Below are 24,969 nucleotides of genomic sequence, written 5' to 3' on the forward strand. Positions count from 1 at the left end.
GTCTTCCCTTCTCCCCTTGTGGGAGAAGGTGTCGCCGCAGGCGACGGATGAGGGGTGTTCCAGGGAACGCCAACGTCTCACTCCGCTGGAACACCCCTCATCCGTCTCGGCGCTTCGCGCCGATCCACCTTCTCCCACAAGGGGAGAAGGAAGAGCCTCGCCGCAATTGACTCCTGATGCAAACCGCGTAAAAGCCGGCATCGAACGGGATCATTTTCGATGCGCGGCCTTCTGATGGCGCTTCTTGCATTCGACTTCCCCGGCCACGTCAGTGGGGCCGGGCGCGTTCGCGCGTCTTACCGTTCAACCAAAACCGCATTCTTGGCCGAGAAAACTGGCAAAACCACCACCAAAACGGTGTGATTCCCTTGGCCTAACCACCCTCTCCCGGGTCCGGCCCGGGGGACGAAACCCGCATTGGCCGGCGGGTTTTCTCCAAAAACCAAGCGGAGAGGGACAGGAGATTTCGAATGAGTTTCAAGGTTGCGGTAGTCGGCGCCACGGGCAATGTGGGCCGCGAAATGCTCAACATACTGGAAGAGCGCGGCTTTCCGGTAAGTGAAGTGGTGGCACTGGCGTCGCGGCGCAGCCAGGGCACCGAAGTGTCGTTCGGCGACCGTACGCTGAAGGTCAAGACGCTCGACCAGTATGATTTTTCCGACACCGACATCTGCATCATGTCGGCCGGCGGCAATGTCTCCAAGGAATGGTCGCCGAAGATCGGCAAGCAGGGCTGCGTCGTCATCGATAATTCGTCGGCCTTCCGCTACGACCAGGATGTGCCGCTGATCGTGCCGGAAGTGAACCCGGATGCGATCTCGCTGTTTGCGCGCAAGAACATCATCGCCAACCCGAACTGCTCGACGGCACAGCTGGTCGTGGCGCTGAAGCCGCTGCATGACTTCGCCACCATCAAGCGCGTCGTCGTCGCCACCTACCAGTCGGTGTCGGGCGCCGGCAAAGAAGGCATGGACGAGCTGTTCACGCAGACCCGCGCGGTCTTCGTCGCCGACCAGGTCGACGTCAAGAAGTTCACCAAGCGCATCGCCTTCAACGTCATCCCGCATATCGATGTCTTCCTCGATGATGGTTTCACCAAGGAAGAGTGGAAGATGGTCGCCGAGACCAAGAAGATGCTCGACCCCAAGATCAAGCTGACGGCGACCTGCGTGCGCGTGCCGGTGTTCATCGGCCATTCGGAAGCGGTCAACATCGAGTTCGAAAAGCCGATCACGGCCGACGAGGCGCGCGACATCCTGCGCGAGGCGCCGGGCTGCCAGGTCTTGGACAAGCGCGAGGACGGCGGCTACATCACGCCGCTCGAATCGGCCGGCGAGGACGCCACCTTCATCTCGCGCATCCGCGAGGACTCGACCATCGACAACGGCCTGTCGATGTGGATCGTCTCCGACAATCTGCGCAAGGGCGCGGCGCTCAACGCGGTGCAGATCGCCGAGCTTTTGGTCGAGCGCGGTCTGATCCAGCCGAAGAAGAAGGCGGCATAGTTTTTCGCTCACGGGCCGTATCGCCGCTGCCGCGGCGGGCCCTCCGCGGGGGCGCCGGAAAGCCGGCGGCCCGCAGTCGCGGGCTCGGCCTTCGGCCGGGCAGCCTCTTCCTTCTCCCCTTGTGGGGTCCGAAGGACGGGGCGAGACCCGCGGCTCGACCCTGGGCGGTGGATCGGCGCGCAGCGCCGAGACGGTTGAGGGGTGTTCCAGCGGAGTGAGACGTTGGTGTTGTCTTCATGACTAGCAGTCAGCCTGTGGATATCGCGCTGCGCCCTGCCACCGCTTCTGACGCCGCCGCCATCGCCAGGCTCATGCGGGCAGCGCTTGGCTCGTTCGACTGGATGCCGGTCGTCCATACGCCAGCTGAAGACCTTTCCTTCATCCGCGACATCGTACTGCCCCGGCAGCAGGTTACAGTCGCCGAGGCCGGCGAGAATATCGTCGGCTTCATCGCCGTCAGCAGCGATTGGGTGGAACAGCTCTATCTCGATCCGGCCTGGACGGGGCAAGGCATCGGCAGCCGGTTGCTGGTGCAAGCGACCGCTGCGCTGCCGGTGGTGAAGCTGCATTGCTTCCAGGCCAACACCGGCGCCCGGCGCTTCTATGAGCGCCACGGATTCGTTGCCGAGTCGTTCGGCGATGGCGCCACCAATGAGGAAGGCCTGCCGGATATTCTCTACGTTCGCAGACGCTGATCAAAAACGCCTACGCTTCACTCGGGATCGAGCAAGGCATCGAGATGGTCACTCTCCGATGACATGCGGCCGCTTGCGATTGCCTCAACGTCATCGCGCTGTAAATCCTTGGTCGCGAATGATTGCCTGGCTAGTTCCCGCAACAGCTCCATCGCTTCCTCTGCCCGGTCGGCAGGCACAAACAGATGGTCGTGATAGAAAGCCGAGACCGGATTGACGCCCATGCCGGCGGCAGCCAGCCGGGTGGTGATGGCGGCGAGGAAGCCGACGGCTTCCAGCGACGAATGAATGTTCAGCGTGATCATGCGGCAGCGAAACGAAGCAGTCAGCCCGGCTACCCTTGCAGCGTCCTCGGTCACGATCAATGTCAGACCCTCGCGCTCGCGAAAGACCATGACGGGATCGAGGCCTTCCGGCTGGGTGGTTCCAGGCGTGAGCGTGGCGAAGACGTAGATGTCCGGCAGCAAGTCCGGCGACATCGTCGCCAGCAGTTTTTTCAGATCGGTCTCGCCGTTCATTGCTTTCCTCGCCGGATGGTAACAGGCACAGTCCTTCAATATCCGCGGCCGGTCGATACCGATAGCCGGCACAACCGCGCAGACGACATAGCAATGTCGCTGGCGGTTGAGCCAACCGGGGCTGCCGCATCGCACAATCGGCGAGCTGAGGACCAGCGCGGTCCGTGAAAGGCCTTTCGATGATCGTTCGCCCGCGCCCGACATTCCTGCAGCTCTTCTTCGTCATGCGCGGTTCTGTGGTGCCCCGCATCCTGCCGCAGATTCTCGGCTTCGCGCTTTATTCCGCGGTCATCCTTGTGGTGGCGCGCGAGTTTCATCTCGATCTCGGCGTCTTCAACATCACGCCTTTCGGCTTGGTGGGCGTTACCTTGTCGATCTATCTCTCGTTCCGCAACAACGCCGCCTATGACCGCTGGTGGGAGGCGCGCAAGTTGTGGGGCGGGCTGGTGGTCGAAATCCGCAACCTGGCGCGCGCCACGACCAGCCTGGTCGCGGAGCGAGCCGAGCAGCGCGCCTTGCTGATGGAGGCGCTTGCCTTCTGTCATTTCCTGCGTGGGCAATTGCGCAAGATCGACAGCACCAAGGATGCCCGCGCCTTCATCGAAGCCGAGGCGGACACAGTTGCCACCTTCTCCAACCCGGCGGACGAGATGGTCCGGCGCATGGGCCGGCGCGCCAATGCAAAGCGCCGTGGCGGCGAGGTCGACCCGATCGGCTTTCGCATTCTCGATGAAAGGCTGGCATCGATCACCGCCATCCAGGCCGGTTGCGAGCGGATCGCCGGCACGCCGTTGCCCTTTGCCTATACGCTGCTGGTGCACCGCACCGCCTACATAGTCTGCCTGCTCCTGCCCATCGGGCTGATATCGACCACCGGTTGGGCGACGCCGCTGTTCACGGCGCTGATCGCCTACACCTTCTTCGGCCTCGACGCACTCTCGGAAGAGCTCGAGGATCCGTTCGGCACCGAGGCCAACGATCTCGCGCTCGACGGCCTCTGCCGCGTCTGCGAGATCTCGGTGTTCGAGGCACTGGGTGAGACGCCGCCGAAAATGATTCCGGCCGAGAAGTTTTACTTTTCGTAGGCCTCGACACACGGGTGGCCGACGCCACGGTGGGCCAAAAAGAATCCAACCTTGTAGGATCGCCGCCGCATGCCGCGTCCTTGGTTCGAAGCTGGCAAACGGCTCCAACCATCAAGGAAGGGAACACTATGAGTATTTCTCAAACCGCGCCTGTCTCGTCGGGCGCCCTGTGGACCGGCCGCGTGCTCAGCGGTCTCATCATCCTGTTCATGATCTTCGATGGCGTCATCAAGCTGCCGCCGCTCGATGTCGTCACCCAGACCATGGTGCCACTCGGCTGGCCGGCCGACGTCAACGTCGCGCGCCTGCTCGGTATCCTCGGGCTGATCTCGACGGCGCTCTATGCGCTGCCACGCACTTCGGTGCTCGGTGCCATCCTGCTCACCGGCTATCTCGGCGGCGCCATCGCCACCAATATGCGCGTCGGCAGCCCGTTGTTTTCGCACACGCTGTTCGGCGTCTATCTCGGCATCATCCTGTGGGGCGGCCTGTATCTGCGCGACCCAAGGGTGCGTGCCCTGATCCCGTTCAGCCGCTAACCCAACAAGAGGAGAAAAAGATGCTTGCCACCATCCTTATCGTCCTGGTCGTATTGATCGCCGCGTTGCTGATCTATGCCGCGACACGGCCGGCCGGTTTCACAGTCAGCCGCTCGACCGGCATCAAGGCGCCACCCGAGGCGATCTTTCCGCTGATCAATGATTTCAGGCGCTGGACCGTCTGGTCGCCCTACGAAAAGCTCGACCCGAACATGAAGCGCACGCTTTCCGGCGCCGAAAGCGGCAAGGGCGCGGTCTATGCCTGGGAAGGCAATGCCAAGGCCGGCATCGGCCGCATGGAAATCACCAACTCGGTGCCGTCGTTGCTGGTGGCGCTGATGCTCGACTTCGAAAAGCCGTTCAAGGCCAACAACACCGTCGACTTCACCCTGAAGCCGGCCGGCAACGAAACGTCAGTCACCTGGGCGATGCATGGCCGCTACCCCTTCATCGCCAGGCTGATGGGCGTGTTCATGAATTTCGACAAGCTGGTCGGCAAGGATTTCGAGGCCGGGCTCGCCAGTTTGAAAGAGGCGGCTGAGAAGTAAAACGTCAGGAATTTCAATAGGCTCTGCGGTGATCGACATGAATATGACCGGCGCAGATATCGAGATCTCTCACGTCTTCGGGATCAAATTAGCCGTCTGAGAGTTAAAACCATGGCGGCGAGGACGGCGATCCGCGTGAGAGAGGAACGACAATGAAAAAAGCGATTATCGTAATGGTGCTGGCGACCGCGCTCGGCGCGTGCTCGCAAACCGAAAAGGGTGCCGCGGTCGGCGGCCTCGGCGGCGCGGCGGTTGGCGCTGCGGTGGCAAATGATCCGGTTCAGGGCGCCGTCGTCGGCGGTGCCGTCGGTGCCGTAGCCGGCGCGCTGATCGGCCATGCCAGCGAGAGCGGCCAGTGCCGTTATCGCGACCGTTATGGGCGCACCTACATCGACCGTTGCCCGCAAGGCTATTGAGCGGACGCTGATCCAAAAAGCAAAACGGCGGGCACAGGCCCGCCGTTTTGTCGATGCGACGAAGCGAATGCTTATTCGGCGGTGGCGGCTTCCGCTTCGGCCGGGGCAGCGGCAGCGGCGGCAACGGCGGCGGCTGCGTCTTCCTGGGCCTTCTTCAGCAGAGCGGCGCGTTCCTGCGCCTTCTTGCCCGGCTCGGCCTTCTTCGGGTTGGAGCGGGCTTCGCGCTTGAGGAGGCCGGCCTCGTCGAGGAAGCGCAGCACGCGGTCGGTCGGCTGGGCGCCGTGCGACAGCCAATGCTTGACGCGGTCGGCGTCGACCTTGACGCGCTCGCCGTCCTTCGGCAGCAGCGGGTTCCACGAGCCGATCGACTCGATGAACCGCCCGTCGCGCGGCGAACGGGCGTCGGCGATGACGACGTGGTAGTAAGGACGCTTCTTCGAGCCCGCACGGGCCAGTCTGATCTTCAGTGCCATTTCATTTCTCCTAAAAGCTCTGATTCATTAATACGGTATGGCTAATACTTAGCCGGCTTTGCTTGCGCCGTTGGACGCGGCGATCTGCTCGTGATGGCGGATCACTTCGCGGACGACGAAGTTGAGGAATTTTTCCGCGAAATCGGGGTCGAGATGGGCATCCTTCGCCAGCTGGCGAAGGCGGGTGATCTGCTCCTGCTCGCGCGCCGGATCGGCCGGCGGCAAGCCATGCTCGGCCTTCAGAACGCCAACCGCCTTGGTGCAGCGGAAGCGCTCGGCCAGCATGTGGATGAGGGCAGCGTCGATGTTGTCGATCGAGGCGCGATAGCCGGCCAGGATGGTGCGGGCGTCGGCCATGTCCCTTTCTTCGTTCATAGCGTCCTCACTTCTTCTTGCCCAAACCGGGCAGCCCGCCGCCGCCGAGGCCGGGAAGCCCCGGAAGTTTCATGCCGCCGGGCAGGCCGGGCAGGCCACTGCCGGGAAGACCACTGGGCAGGCCCTTCATGCCGCCAAGGCCGGCGGCCTGCGCCTGCTTCTGCAAGGCTTCGAGCTGCTTGGGGTCCATCTTGGACAGATCGGGCATGCCGCCACCCATCATGCCCCCTGGGCCACCCATTCCGCCCGGCATCATGCCGCCGAGGCCCATCTTGGAGGCCAGGCCGCCCATCATGCCGCGCATGAGGCCGCCGCCTTTGCCCTTGCCGCCCATCGCCTTCATCATGTCGGCCATGCCGCGATGCATCTTCAGGAGCTTGTTGATTTCGGCCGCGTCGGTGCCGGAGCCGGCGGCGATGCGCTTCTTGCGCGAATGTTTGAGCATGTCGGGATTGGCGCGCTCGGCCTTGGTCATCGACGAGATAATGGCGAGCTGGCGGCCGAACATCTTGTCGTCGAGGCCGGCGGCGGCCATCTGGTCCTTCATCTTGCCCATGCCGGGCATCATGCCCATGATTCCGCCCATGCCGCCCATTTTCGACATCTGCTGAAGCTGCCCGGCGAGGTCGTTCAAATCGAACTTGCCCGACTGCATCTTCTTGGCCATCGCCGCCGCCTGCTCGGCGTCGATGTTTTCGGCGGCCTTTTCGACCAGCGAGACGATATCGCCCATGCCGAGGATGCGATCGGCGATGCGCTTGGGGTGGAATTCCTCCAGCCCGTCCATCTTTTCGCCGGTGCCGATCAGCTTGATCGGCTTGCCGGTGACGGCGCGCATCGAAAGCGCGGCGCCGCCACGGCCGTCGCCGTCCATGCGGGTGAGCACCAGGCCGGTGATGCCGACACGCTCGTCGAAGCTCTTGGCCAGGTTAACGGCGTCCTGGCCGGTCAGCGAATCCGCGACCAGCAGGATCTCGTGCGGGCTCGACACCTTCTTGATGTCGGCCATCTCGACCATCAGCGGCTCGTCGATATGGGTACGGCCGGCAGTGTCGAGGATGACGATATCGTGGCCGCCGAGCTTGGCTGCCTGCACGGCGCGCCGCGCGATGTCGAGCGGGTTCTGGCCTGATATGACCGGCAGCGTCGCGACTTTGACCTGCTCGCCGAGCTGGCGCAGCTGCTCTTGTGCTGCGGGCCGCCGCGTGTCGAGCGAGGCCATCAGGACCTTCTTGTTCTGGCGCTCGGTCAGGCGCTTGGCGATCTTGGCCGAGGTCGTCGTCTTGCCGGAGCCCTGGAGGCCGACCATCATGATGACGACCGGAGCCGGCGCATTGAGGTCGATGGCGACGCCCTCGGCGCCGAGCATGTCGACCAGCTCGTCATGGACGATCTTGACGACCATCTGTCCAGGCTTGATCGACTTGACGACGGCGGCGCCGACGGCCTTCTCGCGCACCTTGTCGGTGAACGAGCGCACCACTTCCAGCGCTACGTCGGCCTCGAGCAGGGCACGGCGTACCTCGCGCAGCGCCGCCGAGACATCAGCCTCCGACAGCGCGCCGCGGCCGGTCAGGCCGTTCAGGATGGAGCCAAGGCGCTCTTGCAGGGACTCAAACATTGGTCAACCCACCGCGCAACAGCGCCTTGGACTCGCAATGATCCCTGTCGAGCCGATGGCCCTCCACGCCTCTTGTGCGCTCCTGCAGCGATTCAAACATTCTGTTTCCTTTTTCTCAGGCACCCGGATGGTGCCCGAGAGGTAGTGCGTTCGCCCCGTTCATCCAAGCAAAGCTCAAAGCCAAAAAGCACCCGGGGGCGCTCAGCGCTGCCGGGTGTTGGCCTCCAGGATCGATTTACAGCACTTGGCCTCAAAGAGGCTTTGGCGTCCTGGTCGGCTTGCTCGGAGGGATACTCGTCGCGGATTTTGGGGGCTGTAGACAGGAAATCGGCCGAAGAGTCAAGACAAAGGCGGCTTACCGGGTCTCTGCGCCGATCCTGGCTCAGTTCACCGGGGCTGCATCCCGAAGGTCCGCCGTGACCTTCAGCGGCGAGCGTGGGTGCAGGAGCAGCAAGATCGTCAGCAAGGTGCAGACGATGCCGATGGCGGCGATGATGACCGCATCCGTCGTCGTCCAGTCGGGGCCTTCCAGCGGCTTGGCGTTGAACAGGGCGAAGGAATTGTAGCTCTCCTGATGCGAGATCAGCAGGAAGCCGGTGAGATTGTTACCGAGATGGGCGCCGAAGGCGGCGCCGAGGTTGCCGGTGACATAGACCACCAGCGTCAACAGCAGGGCGAAGGCGGCGATCGAGGCCAGCACGCAGGCGTTGATGGCGAGGCTCGAAGCCGGACTCCAATGCAAGGAGGTGAACAGCAAAGTGGGCAGCAGCGCCCAGACGTACGGGCTCTCGAAGCGCTTGGCCAGGCCGCGCAGCAGATAGCCGCGAAACAGCATCTCCTCCGACGAAGTCTGCAGCAGCGCCAGCGCCATGATCGGGACCAGGAACAGCAGCCAGGTCGACAGGCTGATCGTGCCGCGCGCAATCTCGGGCTGCAGGCAGTAAAGCAGGACTTCCGAAAGCGCCGATGTGATCAGCACCGCGATCAGGCCCTTGAGGAAGCCCGGCCAGGAGACGCGGCGGCTGGCGCCGAAGAGCGCGGTCAGCGGCTCGCCATGGACAAAACGCATGGCAAGCCACAGGCCGAGCCAGATGCCGGCAAACGAGGTGAGCGCGGTGAGTATCCCGATCGGCGAGGCCAGAAAGCCCGGTAACGGCCCGCGCGGATCGCCCGGCAATAGATGCCAGATGATGGCGAGATAGGTGCCGCCAAGCACCACCACCAGGGTGATCGCCACCCAGAACAGGATGACGATCGCCGTTCCGACTATCAGGCGCGGCAGGCTGGTCTTTTCGGTGGCCGTGTTGCGATAGCGCTCGAAGGCGGTTGGATCTGATATCACGCGAATTCCTCTGCCGAACGCATCGGGTCGCATGATCTAGGAGATTGGCGTCTTGCGCGCAATTGCTCCTCACCCTGGCGAAATCCTGCGCGAAGAGTATCTCGCGCCGCTTGGGCTGAAGCCGTACACACTTCAGGTCAGGCCGAGCTGAGAATGAGAGCGGAGCGTACTCTTCGTAGGTGAACACCGGCAGCGCAGGACGCTGCTATTCGCAGGCCGGCCCACTTGAATATCAATACACCCAACTAGCGCTTGCAGGTCTGTGGCGTCGAGCCCCTCTTCATCACCAGCGCCTCGCGCCCGTCGATCACGATTGCGTCATGCGACGCCGCTTCCTGGTAGCGGCTGGACTGGTTGACGGGTGATGCCGCAAACTCCTCGGTCGTGGCATCCGGCCTCACCACGCGCAGCGCCGTGCCGAGGTTCTGGATGGTGATCGTGCCGCCATTGCCGCATCTGTAAGTCGCCGTGCCGACAGCAGACCGCGGCGCGGTAAGGTCGGTGACAATCTTGGCTGGCGGTGCGGCAGGCGTTGCCGCAGCCATCGTGGAAGCCGGGTGCGCCACGGGCGCGGTGGACTGCTGAGCCGGAGCGGGCGCGACAGTGGGTGATACGGTATTCACCGCCTTGGGCGCGGTGGTCTGCGGCACGCAGGCTGCGGCAGTCAGCAAGGGGATCGACAAAAGCGTCACCCGAAACGTCCGGCGTAACGCCATATGGTCTCCTCCTGCGCGGCAAACTAGCCGCGACATTCCGCCAAGATCAAGCTCACCCAGCGTCAGTGCAGTTGCGTGCGTCGCCGGCCGATGGTGCGGGCAAGCATGGCCGAAAGATGACGTCGGGGTTTTCCATCCCGTCGGATATTAACCATGTTTGACGAGAGATCGCCGCTGGATGCACCTACCCTCTTAACAAAGGTTAATAAAAGGTTAATTTCCGATTCGAACGGGTTCAGAGCAGAGAGGACACCATGCTTTCGAATTCAGGAAGAACGCGCCTTGCGGCGCTTGTGCTGGCGGCAGCCAGTCTCGGCTTCGCCGCCCCGGCAATGGCCTGGTCGCGCCATCATGACCGCGTCTATGCCGATTCCTTCGGCAATCTCGTCATCGACAGCGCCGCCGGCTACAAGCGCATCATCGTCGGTGAAGGCAAGCTGGCCAAGAAATTGTCCGACTACACCAGCGCCGGCCAGCCGGAAGCAGAACCGGAAGTCCTTTATGAAGATGAGGCGGATCACGTCTCCAGACGTGGCTGCTATCAGCCGCCGGTGTTCGTGAAGGGTCGCTCCTATATGTATGGCCTCTCCGATGGCGAAATGCCCAACCTCAGCCCTTGCCGCTAGAGCATGATCCCGAAAAGTGGGAACTGGTTTTCGGAAAAAGATCATGCTCCAACAAAGAGCTAGATCAGTATGGCGATTCAACGAAACGTCATACTGATTTAGACCAATCGGTATGGCCGGCCTTTGTGGCCGGCTGCCGCACGACGGTTAGCCCGGTCGAGACGCGGACGCAGTTGCGGCCTGATCCCTTGGCCAGATAGAGCGCGTCGTCGGCGCGCCGCAAAAGGTCCGAGAAATATTCTCCCGCATGAAGTTCGGCGACGCCGAAGCTGGCGCTGCAGCGGTGGTCGGCCGGCAGGCCCTCGATCGGCAAGGCGCCGAAGGCGCTGCGCGTGCCCTCCGCGAACAGCCTTGCAGCGGCAAGATTGGTGCCCGGCAGGATGATGGCGAACTCCTCGCCGCCGATGCGGCCGGCGACATGATGGTCGGCAGCGGCATCGTGCAGGAAAGCCGCGAAGATCTCGATGACGCGGTCGCCGGAGGCGTGGCCGAAACTGTCGTTGATGCCCTTGAAATGATCGAGATCGGCAATGACCAGCGCCACCGGCACACCCTGGCGCGTGGCGTCGCGCAGCGCCAGCTTGGCATGGCGCTCGAAGCCGCCGCGGTTGAGCAGCTGTGAGAGCATGTCGGTTTCCGACCTTGACGTCGCCTCGGCCAGCACGTCGCGAACCAGCACGGCCAGTATCAAAAGCGCAAGCGCCAACGCGAAGACGGTCCCCAGCGACTGCGACACCAGGGCGTAGCTGCTCTGCAGATAGGACTGCGGATTGGCGCCCCACCCACCCAGAGCGCCGGCAATGAATGGCTTTGAGGCGAACTGCACCGCACTGGCGGCCAGAACAGCCATCAGAATGGTGTCCAGCCACCCACGTCTTTGCCTGGACGACCAGACGATGGCCAGCCCGACAAATTGCATGGCGGCATAAGGAAGCTGGTAGGCCATCATGCGGACAAGCGATTGCCGCGGCAGGTCCTGCACGAAATAGACGGCGACGGTGGCGAAGACCAGGAATAGCAGCATTGGCACCCAGGGCGGCGTCACATCGTATTTGCGGGCGAGCCCGCCATTGAAGGCAATGGTGGCGGCGAGGAAAACAGCAAAGGCGGCGACAACCGGGGGCCGCGCATTGGCGAAGGCCGGGATGCTGAACTCGATGACGCAATAGACTATGCCCAGGACATAGCCGAACGCCAGCCAGCGCGCCGCCGCACGCCCGACGCCGTGAACGGCGATCGTCATGAACGCCGCGGCCAGCAAGCCTGCGACGCACATGTTGATGACCAGAATGACGTCTGCGCTGCTCATGGCCCCTTTCGCGCTCTGGCCAGCAGCAAATCACCGACGGGCGAAAAAGACGTTAACGCGGCACCTTAGCTGGCGCTGCCGGAATCCGGAATGAACACCGTTTCGGCCCGCTCATAGGACAGCCGTACGCTGTCGCGGCCATTCTTCTTGGCCTTGTAGAGGGCCTCGTCGGCGCGTCGCATCAGCGGCTCCAGCCCTTCGTCGCCGGTGCGTGCCGCGACGCCAAAGCTCGCAGTCACCCTGGTGCCCGGCGGCAACCCGTCGACGCTGCCGGCCGAATAGTGCGTGCGCACGGCTTCGGCAAACAACCGCGCCGTGGCAAGATCGCTCAGCGACAAAAGCACGGCGAACTCCTCGCCGCCGATGCGGCCGGCAACCGCGTGTGTGCCAGCGGCCGCGCGAAGCTTGGCGGCGAAGTCGGCGATCACCTGGTCGCCCGCGGCATGTCCGTATTTGTCGTTGAGCGCCTTGAAGTGATCGAGATCGGCCAGCACCAGCGCGACCGGCACCCTGGCGGCGGCGCAATGCTGCAGCACAAGCAAGGCGCGCTCCTCAAAACCCCTGCGGTTGAGCAGGCCGGACAGCGGGTCGGTATGCGTCTCGGTCTTTAGCGCCTTCATCACGTCGAGGGCGGCGGCCGAGAACAGGCTGAGCGCGATCAGCAGCGACAGCAGCGCGTGCGTCAGCAGCGCCGTTGTCCAGTAGGACGAGCCGTAGAACCCGTCATAGCTGGTGAAAGGCCCGTGCGAAATGACGACGAGCAGTGTGCGGCCGATGAAGTTCAGCCCGGACAGCAGCGACAGCACGAACAGAATCTTTTCGGTCGGGCCGTTGCCGCGCACGGCGCGCAACTCGGCGGCGACCAGCAGGCTGAGGCCGCCAAAGCCGAAATTGATGGCCAGGATGCGCCAGGTGAGATCCGGCTGGACGAACAGGAACCAGCAAAACGCAGCCAGCCCGCCACCCGCCAGAATTCCGATGGCGATATAAGGCACGCGCCTGCCGTAGCGCGAGATGATCGCGCCGACGAGACAGCAGGCGGCGAAGGTGAAACAGAGGTTGGAGACCAGCTTGGTCAGCACCATGCCGACGGGCAGGGTAAAATACTGCAGCAGGAAGCCGGGCGCGGACATGCCATAACTAGCGCCAAGCACCGCCAGATAGGGCCGGTGGCGCTGATAGAACCACAGCACGAGGAACGCCGCGCCGAGTGCCAGCGCGATCGTCGGATTGAGCAGCGCAATGAACAGACCGGTGTCCAAAGGACGGTGACTTCCCCGCTTGACGTCAGGGAAGACCTTAGAACCCAAGCCCCAACAAGCGGTTAAGCCAGAGCGAATATGCGGGCAGAGCCGATGAAAAAAGGCCCCGGACGGCGATGCGATCCGGGGCCTGGTATGAACTATGAGTCGCGTGCCGGAAAACTATTTCCAGTCGCGGATGTCGACGAAATGGCCGGCGATCGCCGCCGCCGCCGCCATTGCCGGCGATACCAGATGGGTGCGGCCCTTGAAGCCCTGCCGGCCCTCGAAATTGCGGTTCGAGGTCGAGGCGCAGCGCTCATGCGGCTTCAGACGGTCGTCGTTCATGGCCAGACACATCGAGCAGCCCGGCTCGCGCCAGTCGAAACCGGCGGCGATGAAGATCTTGTCGAGACCCTCGGCTTCCGCCTGTTCCTTGACCAGGCCGGAGCCCGGCACGATCATCGCATCGACATGCGCACTCACGGTTTTGCCTTCGACCACCTTGGCGACGGCGCGCAGATCCTCGATGCGGCCATTGGTGCAGGAGCCGATGAAGACGCGGTCGAGCGTGATGTCGGTGATCTTGGTGCCCGGTGTCAGCCCCATATAGTCGAGCGCGCGGATCTTCGAGGTGCGCTTGTTCTCGTCCGTGATCTCTTCCGGATTGGGAACGACGCCCTGCACCGAAACCACGTCCTCGGGCGAGGAACCCCAGGAGACGATCGGCGGCAGCTTGGCCGCGTCCAGCACGATCACCTTGTCGAAATGCGCGCCTTCGTCGGACTGCAGCGTCTTCCAGTATTCGAGCGCTGCATCCCAGGCAGCGCCCTTCGGTGCCCGCGGCTTGTCCTTGACATAGGCGAAGGTCGTTTCGTCGGCGGCGATCAGGCCGGCGCGCGCGCCGCCCTCGATCGACATGTTGCAGATCGTCATGCGGCCTTCCATCGACAGCGCGCGGATCGCCTCGCCGGCATATTCGATGACATAGCCGGTGCCGCCGGCGGTGCCGATCTCGCCGATGATGGCGAGGATGATGTCCTTGGCGGTTACGCCTTCCGGCAACTTGCCGTCGACGCGCACCAGCATGTTCTTGGCCTTGCGCTGGATCAGCGTCTGCGTCGCCAGCACATGCTCGACCTCGGATGTGCCGATGCCATGCGCCAGCGCGCCGAAAGCGCCATGCGTGGAGGTGTGGCTATCACCGCAGACGATGGTCATGCCGGGCAGCGTAAAGCCCTGCTCCGGGCCGATGATGTGGACGATGCCCTGGCGGATATCGTTTTCGGAATAATATTCGACACCGAAATCCTTGGCGTTCTTGGCCAGCGCCTCGACCTGGATGCGGCTTTCCTCGTTCTTGATGCCGAACTTGCGCTCGGGCGAGGTCGAGACATTGTGATCGACCACGGCCAGCGTCTTTTCCGGATGCCGGACTTTTCTCCCGCTCATGCGCAGGCCTTCGAAGGCCTGCGGGCTGGTCACTTCATGGACGAGGTGGCGGTCGATGTAGAGCAGGCAGGTGCCGTCGTCCTGGCGGTCGACGACATGGTCGTCGAATATCTTGTCGTAGAGGGTGCGCGGTGCGCTCATGTGCGTAAATCCGTCGATTTGAAAAAGGGGAAGGGCAGATGCGCCGGAGGCTTTCGCCCGGCGAAAGCGGCCTAGCTAAGTCGGCTGGTGAGCGCGCCCGAAACGCGCGCGGAGAAGCGCGACGGCAGGCGTTTTCTGTCCTGCAACACGAAACCCTTATAGGCCGGATCGCCAAAAAGCTCTTCCATGGCGTGGCTCATACCAATGTTTTGGCTTTTCGGCAATTGGCGCGTGGCTGGGCAGAACTGGGTTCCTCGCCCTCACTACTTTACCTTCGGGGGAGGAACGGCACCAAGGTCGGCGAAGTCGCGCCTTTCCTCTCCCCCGTCGATCGGGGGAGAGGTGTCGAGTAAAGCTCGACGGAGTGGGGGTCGATCTTTCATCGGAGCAATGCTTCCGCCTGATTCCCGCATGCCTGAGACTTGCTCGCCTGGTTGTGCCTGTCTTGCGGCGGCGCGTATCGCGAACGCCTTCCCCCACTCCGTCGCTGCTTCGCAGCGCCACCTCTCCCCCTTCCGGAGGGAGAGGAAGGGCGCCAAGGTCGGCAAACTCGCCGCTCAAACCACCTCGAACACAAACGTCTTCACCAGCGCGTCCGGCTCGGCGATGGCATAGCAGCGGAACCATGGGCTTTGCTCGACCGGCCGCCATTTCCCCGCCTGCTCCAGTTCGTCGAACACCGCCTGGAAGCCGCCGCTTTCGAAGACCTGGTCGCGCACGGTGAAGATGGCGTGGCCGCCTTTTCTGGTGATGCGGACAAGCTCGTGCAGGCCGGAGGCCGGCGCATGGCTGATGGTGAACACGCCGGTCGAGAAGAAGGCACGGAAATGCCCGTCGGGCCACGGCAGCGGGCCGCCGAGCATGGCCTGTTTCAAATCGCTATAGGCATTGCGGCCGCCGGCGATCTTCAGCATGTCGTCCGATAGGTCGAGCCCGGCAATGTCGTGATAGCCCAGCGCCTTGAGTGAAGGGCCCGACATGCCGGTGCCGCAGCCGGCGTCGAGCAGCGAGCCTTCGCCCGCCGGCACATGGCGCGCCACCCAGGCGGTGATCAGGAACGGCAGCAAATAGCCGAGCGAGGCGGTCTCGCTGTCATAGGTCGCGGCCCACTCCGCATAGGCCTTGGCCAGCCCTTCCGGCGTGTCGGCCGAATAGACGGAGTCCAGCGCCGCATTGGCCTTGTCGACATTCATCGCCTGCATCCTCCCGGCACGATCTGTTCTTGGATCGTAGCCGTGTCCGTGCCTGACTTCTATTCCTCCTGCGCCCGCCGCAGTCGCTGCTCCAGCGCCCGCAGCGCCAGCGACAGGCCGACGGTAAGGATGAGGTAGATATAGGCGACGATCGAATAGGTCTCGAAGAAGCGGAACGAACCGGCGGCGTAGATCTTGCCCATCTGCGTGATGTCGGCGACGCCGAGCACCGAGACCAGCGACGAATCCTTGACCATGGCGACGAAGTCATTGCCGAGCGGCGGCAGGATGGTGCGGATCGCCTGCGGGAAGACGATCAGCCGGAAGCGTTGCGCGCGCGAAAGCCCGAGCGCCTTGGCCGCCTCGATCTGGCCCTTCTCGACCGACTGGATGCCGGCGCGAAAGACTTCGGAGATGAAGGCGGAATAGCCGATGGTCAGTGCCATGACGGCGCGCCACAACAGCGAGACATCGCGCACCAAAAGCTCGCCCATCAGGCCGGCGTTTTGCAGCGGCGCGGTCAGCGCGTTCCATGCCGCGACGAAAGCCGGTGCGCCGGCAAAGGCGATCCAGAACAGCAGCACCAGGATAGGCACGCCACGGATGATCTCGACATAGAAGCGGGCGATTTGCCTGAGCCAGCGCGACCCCGACAGCCCCATCAGCGCAATGCCGAGGCCGATGGCTGACGCGAGAGCGAAGGCGACCACGGTGACAAAAATGGTGATGCCGATGCCTTTGGCAACAGTGGCGAAAACCTGGGCGTAGAGATCGCTGGCGGCAATGTAGAGCGCGGCCACGACAGCGAGCACGATCGCGGCGGCAAGCCACCAGGGGAAGTCGGATTTTTGAGTGGAGGCGGGGGGCATCAGGCGACGCCAACGAGGTAGATAATGCGCGAAGCAAGCGCCAAGGCACCCCCCTCTGGCCTGCCGGCCATCTCCCCCTCAAGGGGGGAGATTAGCAGCTCAGGCGCCGCTGCCCACTCTGTGACGTTGGAGATTGGCGAAAGCCAATGTGACATCCAATCTCCCCCCTTGAGGGGGAGATGCCCGGCAGGGTAGAGGGGGGTGTTCAAGCGCAGAGTCCGCGCGAATTCCTGCGCATCACTCCAGGCTCGCGCCAAGATGGCCTACTGCCCCATCTTGTAGTCGAGAAACCACTTCTTGTTCAGCGCTTCGAGCGTGCCGTCGGCCTTCAGCGCCGCGATCGCCGCATTGACCGGTTTCACCAGATCCGAGCCTTTCGGGAAGATGAAGCCGAAATCCTCGGTGCCGAGCGGGCCGCCGATCAGCTTGAGCTTGCCTTCGGAGGCGTCGACATAGCCCTTGCCCGCGGTGCCGTCGGTCAGCACGACATCGACATCGCCGGACTTCAGTGCCTGCACCGAAGCGCCGAAAGTTTCGAACTGCTTGATGCGCGGGTTCTGCTCATTGCCGTCGAGCACGCTGTAGACGGCGGTGTAGAACGGCGTCGTGCCGGCCTGTGCGCCGATCAGCCCATCCTTGAAGTCGGCAAAGGTCTTGGCGTCGGTGAAGCGGCTTTCGTCGCCGCGTACCAGCATGAACTGCTCCGAACGCATATAGGGGTCGGAGAAATCGACCTTCTCCTTGCGGTCGTCCTTGATGGTAATGCCGGTCATGCCGATGTTGTACTGGTTGTCGGAAACCGCCTGGATCATCGCATCCCAGGAGGTGTTCTGGTACTCGACCTTGAAGTTCAGCCGCTTGGCGATCTCGTCCATCGCGTCATATTCCCAACCGATCTGCTTGCCGGTCTTGGCGTCGATGAACTGCAGCGGCGGATAGGCGTTTTCCGTCACCACCACCACCTTCTTGCCGCCGAGATCGGGCAGCGCATCGGCCGCCCATGCGGCGACGGGCGCGAGGAAACAGGCCGCGAGGGCGGCCAGCAGCAGCTTCGATTTGGTCATGACACACTCCAGGATGACAAGCCCGCTTGCAGCCGGGCTCACATGAAAATCCAGGCGCGACTTTAGCCGTCCGCAGGCGGCTTGCAAGCCGGTCCGGTGCTCAGCGCCCGGTGAAAGCGGATTCCAATGCCTTCAACCGGCGCGGTCTTAGAACGCCTCGCGGTCGGCATTTATTCCGTGATCCCGCGACGACAAACTAGGCCGCTCGCGGGCACAAGGAAACCGTCAAACGACGGGTCAGGATGTTGACGTCGCGTCACGCAACTTGGCGACAAATCCGGTCAAGGTCCGGTGCAACGATTTCAGCTCCTCGACCTCGAGCGGCATGGCGCAGGCAAGGCCTGCGGATACATCCTTGATGCGCGTGCGCAGCGCCTGGCCTTGTGCCGTCGGTTCGACCAGTACGCGGCGCTCGTCGGCCGGATCGCGTCGGCGGGTGACCAGGCTGCCTGCTTCGAGCCGCTTGAGCAACGGCGTCAGCGTCGCAGAATCCAGCCCCAGCGCCTCGCCGAGCTCGCCGACCGTGCTCGGCGCATGCTGCCACAGCGCCAGCATCGCCAGATATTGCGGATAGGTGAGGCCGAGCGGGTCGAGCAACGGCCGGTAGAGCTTGGTCATCAGCCCGCTTGCCGAATAGAGCGCGAAGCAGAGCTGCTGGTCGAGACGCGGAACGGCGATCATCCCGGCGGTGTCCGCCGGGACTTGGTTGACTCTGGTTTCGGTCTTCGTCGTCATGCTGCCTTTGCCGGAAGCGCCACTGTCGAAAGCTCAACCTCGATATTGCCCTCGATCGCATTGGAATAGGGACAAATCTGATGCGCCGCCGATACAAGCGCTTCCGCCGCCGCCTGATCAAGGCCTTTCGTCTCCGCGGCGAGCGCGACACCGAGTTTGAAACCTTCGCCATTGGGAAGCAGGCTGACGGTGGAGGTCACCGACGCATCGGTCAGCGGCAGCTTCTGCTTGCGCGCGACGAAGCGGATGGCGCTTTCGAAGCAGGCGGCATAGCCGACCGCGAAAAGCTGCTCGGGATTGGTGGCGCCACCCTGTCCGCCGAGTTCCCTAGGCAAAGCGAGGTCGACCTTCAGCAGGCCGTCGCTGGTTTCGCCATGACCGGCGCGGCCGCCGGTGACGCGAGCCTGTGTGGTGTAGAGTGCCATGTCGTATCTCCAATTTGTTTGTGCACGATTATTTAGTACACAAGATAACATGCGGTCAACGGCCGCGGCCGAATTTCTCAGCCGGCAATCGTTCACAGTCTGGTGAAACGAAAAAAGGCGGCCGAAGCCGCCTTTTCAAAATCCTTGGTCGAGATCTTACTCGGCCGGGGTCGCTTCCGCGGCGGCCTTGGCTGCCGCCTCAGCTTCGTCGGCGGCCTTCTTCTCGGCGGCTTCCTTGGCGGCCGTCTCGGCGGCCAGCGCCTGGGCGGCAGCGACCTTCTCGGCTTCGATGCGGGCCTTCTCGGCGTTCAGCGCATCGCGCTCCTCATCGTTCAGCTTGCGGGCGCGCACGCCGGTGTTTTCCGAAATACGGGCCGACTTGCCGCGACGGTCGCGCAAATAATAGAGCTTGGCGCGGCGCACCTTGCCGCGGCGCACGATCTCGACGCCTTCGACCATCGGCGAGAAGACCGGGAAAACGCGCTCGACGCCTTCGCCATAGGAGATCTTGCGGACGGTAAAATTTTCCTGGAAGCCGGCGCCGGAGCGGGCGATGACGACGCCCTCATAGGCCTGGACGCGGGTGCGGGTGCCTTCGGTCACGCGGACCTGGACGCGCACGGTGTCGCCGGGCTGGAATTCGGGAAGCTTGCGCTTGGCTTCGATCTTGGCGGCCTGTTCGGCCTCGAGCTGACGGATGATATCCATCTCAATAGTCCACTTCTTGTTCTTCCGACAGTCAGAGCGTCCGACACTCGCCTTGCAGTTCCATTGACCGCTCGGCTATGCCCTTTGTCTCCGAGACATCTGTCGTCTGGACATCGGGCAGGGGCGACTACACCGTCATTGTTGACGGGTCTGGGAGATTTTTCTCGCCAGTACGGGCGGGCACATACAGCTATTTCGCTCGCTTGTCACGCCTTGGCCCTGTCTTTTTTGGTCGCATGCCACCACGCAATCGTCCAGTGCAGGGTTGCGCCGACCGCTCAAGCTTCCTAAGCCGGAGGAAACATACGTAGTCCGGCGCCATTGTCATGTCAGTTCTCGACGCAGTCCTGCTGTTCCTGGCGGGCTTTCTCTCAGGCTCAGCCAATGCGGTCGCCGGCGGCGGCACGTTCATCACCTTCGGCGCCATGACGCTGGTCGGCGTGCCGCCGATCGTCGCCAACGCCACCTCCTCGGTGACGCAGTTCCCGGGCTACATCACCTCGACGCTCGCCTACTGGACCGACATCAAGCATTTCTGGCGCGGCGCGCTGCTGCTCTGCCTGATCTCGGCAGCCGGCGCGCTGGCAGGTGCCTTCATCCTTCTGGCGCTGTCCAACCCGTCCTTCAGGGTCATGGTGCCGTGGCTGCTGCTGGCCGCCACCGCGCTATTCGCCGCCGGACCTTGGCTGAAACCGGCGCCGAAGGCAGGGCATGAGGCTGCCGTCGGGTCGCTCGTCGGGTCGCTGGCGCAGTTCCTCACCGCCATCTATGGCGGCTTCTTCGGCGCCGGCATGGGCGTGATGATGCTGGCGACGCTCGGCTTGACCCAGTCCGGCGACTATCACCGGCTGAACGCCCTGAAGAACATGCTGGCCGTGGTCATCGCGGCGGTGGCGATCATCGTCTTCGTTTCCGGCGGCGTCGTTGCTTGGCCGCAGGCGATCGTCATGATCCCCGGTGGCGCACTCGGCGGCTATGCCGGTGTATGGATCGCCAAGCGCGTGCCGCAAAACGCGGTACGCGGCTTCGTCGTCGCCGTCGGCCTGTTTCTGGCCTTTTATTATTTCGCCAAGGGGTGAGTAGCGAGCAAATCCGGCCGCCTCTCCTTGGTCAGCTTCTCAGACTCTACGCGACGCCATGCTGCGATCTTCTTGTGATTGCCGGACACCAGCACGTCGGGAATCGGCCTGCCTTCGAACTCCTGCGGCCGTGTGTAGTGCGGATGTTCGAGCAGGCCATTCTCGAAGCTTTCCTCTTCACCCGACACCGCATTGCCCATGACGCCGGGCAACAGCCGCACCACGGCGTCGAGCAGCACCAGCGCCGCCGGCTCGCCGCCGGAGAGGATGAAATCGCCGATGGAGACTTCTTCCAGGCCACGCGCCTCGATCAGCCGCTGGTCGACGCCTTCGAAGCGGCCGCAGACGATGACCGCGCCCGGCCCGACGGCAAGCTCGCGCACACGCGCCTGCGTCAGCGGTTTGCCGCGCGGGCTCATCAGCAGTTTTGGCCGCGGATCGCCGGCCGGCGAGGTATGGTCGATCGCTTTGGCCAGCACATCGGCGCGCATCACCATGCCGGCGCCACCGCCGGCCGGCGTGTCGTCGACCGTGTGGTGGCGATCCTCGGCGAAGTTGCGTATCTGGACCGCTTCCAGCGACCATGTACCTGCCTCGAGCGCCCGCCCGGCCAGCGACACGCCAAGCCCGCCCGGGAACATCTCGGGATAAAGCGTCAGCACCGATGCCTTGAACGTCACCGGTTGCCCCCGGCGTCCTTGGGCCCGCGCGGCCGGCCCTTTGCATCGAAGCCTTCTTCTCGCGGCGCCTCGCCATCCTCGTCGTCGACCAGCCCGGCCGCCGCCGGATCGACGCGGACAAAACCTTCGGCGACCGCCACTTGCGGCACGGCGGCCTGGGTGAACGGGATCAGCACGCCTTTGCGCCCGCCGAGCGTGACGTCGAGAATGTCGCCGCCGCCGAAATTATGCACGGCGACCACCTTGCCGATGACCGCATTCGCATCGTCGCGGACCTCGAGTCCGACGAGGTCGGCGTGGTAGAACTCGTCCTCCTCGCCATCGTCCGGCAGCATCGAGCGGTCAACGAACAGCTCGGTTCCGGCCAGCGCCTCGGCGGCGTTGCGGTCGGCAACGCCCTTGAAGCGCACCACCACGACGGTGTTGGCCGGCCTTATGTCGATGATCTGGAAGGCGCGGCCGTCTTTGGCATAGAGCGGCCCATAGTCAGCCAGCGCCAGCGGCTCGCCGGTGAAGGTCTTCACCCGCAATTCGCCCTTGATGCCGTGGGCGGCGCCGATCACGGCCATCTGGACGGGGTTTTGGGGCTTGCTCATGGCTGATGTCCTTTGCCCTGCTCTAACGCCCTCCCGGCGTCATTTCAATGATCGCCGGTGGCCATTTCAATGACAGGTTCTTCACCGCTTCCTAACCCGGCTGTCTGACAATGGCCGCATGCAGGAATTTCTCATCCCGGCAAAACCCGACCTCCAGGCAGCGCGCGAGAGCTGGCTGAAGATGCTGGCGCGCGAACGCCGGCTGTCTCCGGCGACGGTCGAAGCCTATGAGCGCGACACGCGCCAATTTCTTCATTTCCTGACCGGACATTGCGGCGGCTCGCCCGGCATTTCCGACATCGCCACTTTACGCCCGGCCGATCTGCGCGGCTTTCTCGCCGCACGGCGCAACGCCGGCGCGGGCGCCCGCACGCTCGGCCGCGGTCTGGCCGGCATTCGCTCGCTGCTGCGCTTCCTCGAACGGCGCGGCCTTGCCAACGCCGCCGGAGCCGCAGCGCTGCGCGCGCCGCGTCAGCCGAAATCGCTGCCCAAGCCGCTGACGGCGAGCGATGCCAGGCATGTCGTTTCAGTCGAGGGCCAATTGGCGGAGGAGCCCTGGATCGCCGCCCGCGATGCCGCCGTGCTGACGCTGCTCTATGGTTCGGGCCTGCGCATTTCCGAGGCGCTTGGCCTCAGCGCCGCCGATCTGGCATCGGAGGCCGACACCGTGCTGCGCGTCACCGGCAAGGGCGGCAAGACCCGGCTGGTGCCGGTGCTGCCGGTGGCGCTGCGCGCTATCGCCGAGTACCGGAAACTCTGTCCCTATTATCTCGACCCGAAGGGCCTGCTGTTTCGCGGCGCCCGCGGCGGACCGCTCAATCCGGCGATCGTCCAGCGCGACATGGCCAAGCTGCGGTCGGCGCTCAACCTGCCGGATACCGCCACGCCACATGCCTTGCGCCACTCCTTCGCCACCCATCTGCTTGGCCGCGGCGGCGACTTGCGCACCATCCAGGAGCTGCTCGGCCATGCCAGCCTGTCGACGACGCAGGTCTATACCGGCGTCGACACCGCAAGGTTGCTCGAAATCTATGAGTCCGCGCATCCAAGGGCGTGAACCCTTCAAATTTGCGGCGCCGATTAACCGTTTCGCCGCTTTTCGGTCCTAGAAAGGCGATCATGAAACGCGTCATCGCCATCGCCGACCGCGCAGCCCTTGCGTCGCTGAAGCTGCTCGTCGCGCTTAATGCGCTGTTTTTCCTGTCTTTCCTCGTCGTGCTGCTGCTCGCCGCCGGCAAGGCGCATGCCGAAGCCCCGGTCTGTGCCGGCTCCGATCTGCTCTCGGCCCTGCAGAAGGACGACCCCGCCACCTATGCCAGGATCGAGGCGCAAGCGGCGGCGACGCTGAACGGCAAGGGCCTGTTGTGGAAGCTGGAAAAGGCCGGCGAAAAGCCATCCTTCCTGTTCGGCACCATGCACATGACCGACCCGCGCGTGACCGCGCTGCCGCCGGCCGCCAAAAAGGCTTATGACGCCGCCGGCACCATCATCATCGAAACCACCGACGTGCTCGACAAGCAGAAGATGATGGAGGCCATGCTCAAGGAGCCCGAGCTGATGATGTTCACCGACAGCACGACGCTGTCGTCGCTGTTGTCGCCGGAGGATGCAGCGGTGGTGAACAAGGGGCTCGATGCGCGCGGCATTCCGCCGGCGACCGTCTCCAAGATGAAGCCGTGGCTGCTCTCGGCAATGGTCGCGCTGCCGGTCTGCGAGGTCGCTCGCCAGGCTGGAGGCGCGCCGGTTCTCGACGTCAAGCTGGCTCAGGACGCCAAGGCTTTGGGCAAGCCGGTGGAAGGGTTGGAAACCGCCGCCGGCCAGCTCCGCGCCATGGCCTCGCTGCCGCTCGCCTTTCACATCAAGGGGCTGGTTGAAACTTTGAAGCTCGGCGACAAGATAAACGACATCAACGAGACCATGATCGTGCTCTACCAGCGCGGCGACACCGGCACATTCTGGCCGCTCCTGCGTTCAATGTCCCCAGGCGAAGAGGACGACGCTGCAGGGTACGCCGCCTTCGACCAGGCCATGATCACCGACCGCAACAAGGTGATGGTCGACCATGCCCAGCCGATCCTGGCAAAGGGCAACGCCTTCATGGCGGTCGGCGCCCTGCATCTTCCCGGCCCCGAAGGCCTGGTCGAGGATTTTCGCAAAGCGGGCTATACTGTCACCGCCGTCGACTGATCTGCGCGTCCCCTTGCCTGCCGAATCACGCAAGGCTCGGTTGTGTCTGGATCCGCAGCTGATTCGCGGTCCGAAGACCGGTTGGCCCTATTTTTGGCGAAAAAGCACAGGTAAGCTCCTCTTCGCTCACTCGCGATTGATTTTGCGGGGGAAATACAGGCCGCCGAGCGGTTGCGAATCAGAATTTTCCTGCGTTCGGCAATTTCCAGGCCTAGTATGAAACCCGTTCAACGGTTGCGCGTTGATGGGTGTTGTTTGATGCTTTTCATCCATGGAGGACACTTTTATGGCGAACCCTAACGACCCAGGCTCAGCGCCCAAATCGGGCGGTGGCAGCGGCTGGCTGATTGCGCTGGTCGTCGTCATCCTTGCGATTGTCGCGTACTATGTTTTTGGAAGAAGCGGCGAGCATCCGGCACCCGCCGAGCCGCCGGCAGCCAGCACACCGGCACCTGCGCCTGCACCGGCTGAGCCGATGAAGCCCGCCGAACCGGCTCCTGCGCCAGCCCCGGCACCCGCGCCTGCGCCTGAGCCCGCTCCGGCACCAGCCCCGGCTCCCGCGCCTGCTCCGGCCCCGGCGCCCGCACCGGCCCAGTAATCAGGCCACTGAATTCAACGACGAACGGCCCGCTGCAAAGCGGGCCGTTTTGTTTTGGGGGGCTTATTGGCGAGCGCTGCGATCCTTCACCGCCCCCCTCTGTCCTGCCGACGTGTCGCAACTTCCTCGTCGCCCTTAAATATGGATCGGCTTGAAGAACGTGGCCAGCGCCGCTTCCTTGACCGCTTCCGACATTGTCGGGTGCGCGTGGCAGGTGCGGGCGAGATCTTCCG

26 protein-coding genes and 1 pseudogene are annotated in these 24,969 nt (G+C 63.7%); 10 read left to right on the top strand and 17 right to left on the bottom strand.

The genetic code is table 11. From position 1 onward, the window contains the following. Positions 1-470 precede the first annotated feature (470 nt). Positions 471-1,505, top strand: a complete 1,035-nt coding sequence (locus H0241_RS25660) for an aspartate-semialdehyde dehydrogenase (RefSeq protein WP_181060629.1) — start codon at positions 471-473, stop codon at positions 1,503-1,505. Positions 1,506-1,741: 236 nt separating this feature from the next. Then, entirely contained in the window at positions 1,742-2,200 is a 459-nt protein-coding gene (locus H0241_RS25665; protein ID WP_181060630.1) for a GNAT family N-acetyltransferase, read from the top strand. A gap of 119 nt (positions 2,201-2,319) precedes the next feature. On the opposite strand, the pseudogene H0241_RS25670 reads toward H0241_RS25665, so the two are convergent. After that, a pseudogene (locus tag H0241_RS25670) lies at positions 2,320-2,718 on the bottom strand (ACT domain-containing protein); the annotation flags it as partial. Positions 2,719-2,882: 164 nt separating this feature from the next. On the opposite strand from H0241_RS25670, the gene H0241_RS25675 reads away from it, so the two are divergent. The 4 genes from H0241_RS25675 (at position 2,883) to H0241_RS25690 (ending at position 5,306) form a co-directional block, all read left to right on the top strand. Further along, on the top strand, positions 2,883-3,803 hold the full coding sequence (locus H0241_RS25675) for a bestrophin family protein (protein ID WP_407941774.1): 921 nt from the start codon (positions 2,883-2,885) through the stop codon (positions 3,801-3,803). A 128-nt stretch (positions 3,804-3,931) separates the two neighbouring features. Continuing rightward, the gene (locus tag H0241_RS25680) at positions 3,932-4,342 is read left to right on the top strand and encodes a DoxX family protein (RefSeq protein ID WP_181060632.1); all 411 of its coding nucleotides are present in this window, start codon (positions 3,932-3,934) and stop codon (positions 4,340-4,342) included. A 20-nt stretch (positions 4,343-4,362) separates the two neighbouring features. After that, complete coding sequence (locus H0241_RS25685; RefSeq protein ID WP_181060633.1) at positions 4,363-4,890, top strand: SRPBCC family protein; 528 nt, start codon at positions 4,363-4,365, stop codon at positions 4,888-4,890. Positions 4,891-5,042: 152 nt separating this feature from the next. Then, positions 5,043-5,306: a YMGG-like glycine zipper-containing protein gene (locus H0241_RS25690; protein WP_181060634.1), complete on the top strand. Its 264-nt coding sequence runs from the start codon at positions 5,043-5,045 to the stop codon at positions 5,304-5,306. A gap of 71 nt (positions 5,307-5,377) precedes the next feature. On the opposite strand, the gene rpsP is transcribed toward H0241_RS25690, so the two are convergent. The 5 genes from rpsP to H0241_RS25715 form a co-directional block, all read right to left on the bottom strand. Beyond that, positions 5,378-5,779, bottom strand: a complete 402-nt coding sequence (gene rpsP / locus H0241_RS25695) for a 30S ribosomal protein S16 (RefSeq protein WP_112560130.1) — start codon at positions 5,777-5,779, stop codon at positions 5,378-5,380. Positions 5,780-5,827: 48 nt separating this feature from the next. Beyond that, positions 5,828-6,154, bottom strand: a complete 327-nt coding sequence (locus H0241_RS25700; RefSeq protein WP_181060635.1) for a chorismate mutase — start codon at positions 6,152-6,154, stop codon at positions 5,828-5,830. 7 nt (positions 6,155-6,161) lie between these two features. Then, on the bottom strand, positions 6,162-7,775 hold the full coding sequence (gene ffh, locus H0241_RS25705) for a signal recognition particle protein (RefSeq protein WP_181060636.1): 1,614 nt from the start codon (positions 7,773-7,775) through the stop codon (positions 6,162-6,164). Positions 7,776-8,157: 382 nt separating this feature from the next. Further along, positions 8,158-9,117 carry a CPBP family intramembrane glutamic endopeptidase gene (locus H0241_RS25710; RefSeq protein WP_181060637.1) on the bottom strand — a complete coding sequence of 320 codons (960 nt, stop codon included), beginning with the start codon at positions 9,115-9,117 and terminating at the stop codon, positions 8,158-8,160. Between the two features lie 245 nt (positions 9,118-9,362). Beyond that, positions 9,363-9,833: a hypothetical protein gene (locus H0241_RS25715; RefSeq protein ID WP_181060638.1), complete on the bottom strand. Its 471-nt coding sequence runs from the start codon at positions 9,831-9,833 to the stop codon at positions 9,363-9,365. Between the two features lie 254 nt (positions 9,834-10,087). On the opposite strand from H0241_RS25715, the gene H0241_RS25720 reads away from it, so the two are divergent. Further along, positions 10,088-10,459, top strand: a complete 372-nt coding sequence (locus tag H0241_RS25720) for a hypothetical protein (protein ID WP_181060639.1) — start codon at positions 10,088-10,090, stop codon at positions 10,457-10,459. An 88-nt stretch (positions 10,460-10,547) separates the two neighbouring features. Here the strand turns inward: H0241_RS25720 and H0241_RS25725 are convergent, their stop codons facing one another. From H0241_RS25725 to rplS, 9 genes are all read right to left on the bottom strand, one after another. Further along, a complete protein-coding gene (locus tag H0241_RS25725; protein WP_181060640.1) occupies positions 10,548-11,768 on the bottom strand; it encodes a GGDEF domain-containing protein in 1,221 nt (406 codons plus the stop codon). Between the two features lie 65 nt (positions 11,769-11,833). Beyond that, positions 11,834-13,030, bottom strand: a complete 1,197-nt coding sequence (locus H0241_RS25730) for a GGDEF domain-containing protein (protein ID WP_181060641.1) — start codon at positions 13,028-13,030, stop codon at positions 11,834-11,836. A 162-nt stretch (positions 13,031-13,192) separates the two neighbouring features. After that, positions 13,193-14,602, bottom strand: coding sequence for a 3-isopropylmalate dehydratase large subunit (gene leuC / locus H0241_RS25735; protein ID WP_181060642.1), 1,410 nt, complete (start codon positions 14,600-14,602; stop codon positions 13,193-13,195). A gap of 557 nt (positions 14,603-15,159) precedes the next feature. Continuing rightward, positions 15,160-15,795, bottom strand: coding sequence for a class I SAM-dependent DNA methyltransferase (locus tag H0241_RS25740; protein WP_181060643.1), 636 nt, complete (start codon positions 15,793-15,795; stop codon positions 15,160-15,162). A gap of 59 nt (positions 15,796-15,854) precedes the next feature. Further along, positions 15,855-16,664, bottom strand: coding sequence for an amino acid ABC transporter permease (locus H0241_RS25745; protein WP_181060644.1), 810 nt, complete (start codon positions 16,662-16,664; stop codon positions 15,855-15,857). A gap of 263 nt (positions 16,665-16,927) precedes the next feature. Beyond that, positions 16,928-17,728 carry a transporter substrate-binding domain-containing protein gene (locus tag H0241_RS25750; RefSeq protein WP_181060645.1) on the bottom strand — a complete coding sequence of 267 codons (801 nt, stop codon included), beginning with the start codon at positions 17,726-17,728 and terminating at the stop codon, positions 16,928-16,930. 237 nt (positions 17,729-17,965) lie between these two features. Continuing rightward, complete coding sequence (locus H0241_RS25755) at positions 17,966-18,463, bottom strand: MarR family winged helix-turn-helix transcriptional regulator (protein ID WP_181060646.1); 498 nt, start codon at positions 18,461-18,463, stop codon at positions 17,966-17,968. Further along, positions 18,460-18,888 carry an organic hydroperoxide resistance protein gene (locus tag H0241_RS25760; RefSeq protein WP_181060647.1) on the bottom strand — a complete coding sequence of 143 codons (429 nt, stop codon included), beginning with the start codon at positions 18,886-18,888 and terminating at the stop codon, positions 18,460-18,462. Before H0241_RS25760 ends, H0241_RS25755 begins: the two co-directional genes overlap by 4 nt. Positions 18,889-19,044: 156 nt before the next feature. Next, the gene (gene rplS / locus H0241_RS25765) at positions 19,045-19,596 is read right to left on the bottom strand and encodes a 50S ribosomal protein L19 (protein ID WP_142867183.1); all 552 of its coding nucleotides are present in this window, start codon (positions 19,594-19,596) and stop codon (positions 19,045-19,047) included. A 326-nt stretch (positions 19,597-19,922) separates the two neighbouring features. On the opposite strand from rplS, the gene H0241_RS25770 reads away from it, so the two are divergent. After that, positions 19,923-20,675 (top strand): sulfite exporter TauE/SafE family protein, encoded by a 753-nt coding sequence (locus H0241_RS25770; protein ID WP_181060648.1) that lies wholly within the window; start codon positions 19,923-19,925, stop codon positions 20,673-20,675. Here H0241_RS25770 and trmD read toward each other — a convergent pair. Further along, on the bottom strand, positions 20,657-21,355 hold the full coding sequence (gene trmD, locus H0241_RS25775; protein ID WP_181060649.1) for a tRNA (guanosine(37)-N1)-methyltransferase TrmD: 699 nt from the start codon (positions 21,353-21,355) through the stop codon (positions 20,657-20,659). The genes H0241_RS25770 and trmD overlap by 19 nt on opposite strands. Next, complete coding sequence (gene rimM / locus H0241_RS25780; protein ID WP_181060650.1) at positions 21,352-21,951, bottom strand: ribosome maturation factor RimM; 600 nt, start codon at positions 21,949-21,951, stop codon at positions 21,352-21,354. Before rimM ends, trmD begins: the two co-directional genes overlap by 4 nt. Before the next feature lie 118 nt (positions 21,952-22,069). Between rimM and H0241_RS25785 the strand changes: the two genes are divergently transcribed. Together H0241_RS25785 and H0241_RS25790 are read left to right on the top strand one after the other, a co-directional pair. Further along, positions 22,070-23,008 carry a tyrosine recombinase XerC gene (locus H0241_RS25785; RefSeq protein WP_181060651.1) on the top strand — a complete coding sequence of 313 codons (939 nt, stop codon included), beginning with the start codon at positions 22,070-22,072 and terminating at the stop codon, positions 23,006-23,008. 62 nt (positions 23,009-23,070) lie between these two features. Further along, the gene (locus H0241_RS25790) at positions 23,071-24,138 is read left to right on the top strand and encodes a TraB/GumN family protein (RefSeq protein ID WP_181060652.1); all 1,068 of its coding nucleotides are present in this window, start codon (positions 23,071-23,073) and stop codon (positions 24,136-24,138) included. Positions 24,139-24,969 lie beyond the last annotated feature (831 nt).

The organism is Mesorhizobium neociceri, from assembly GCF_013520985.1.
Lineage (GTDB): Bacteria > Pseudomonadota > Alphaproteobacteria > Rhizobiales > Rhizobiaceae > Mesorhizobium > Mesorhizobium neociceri.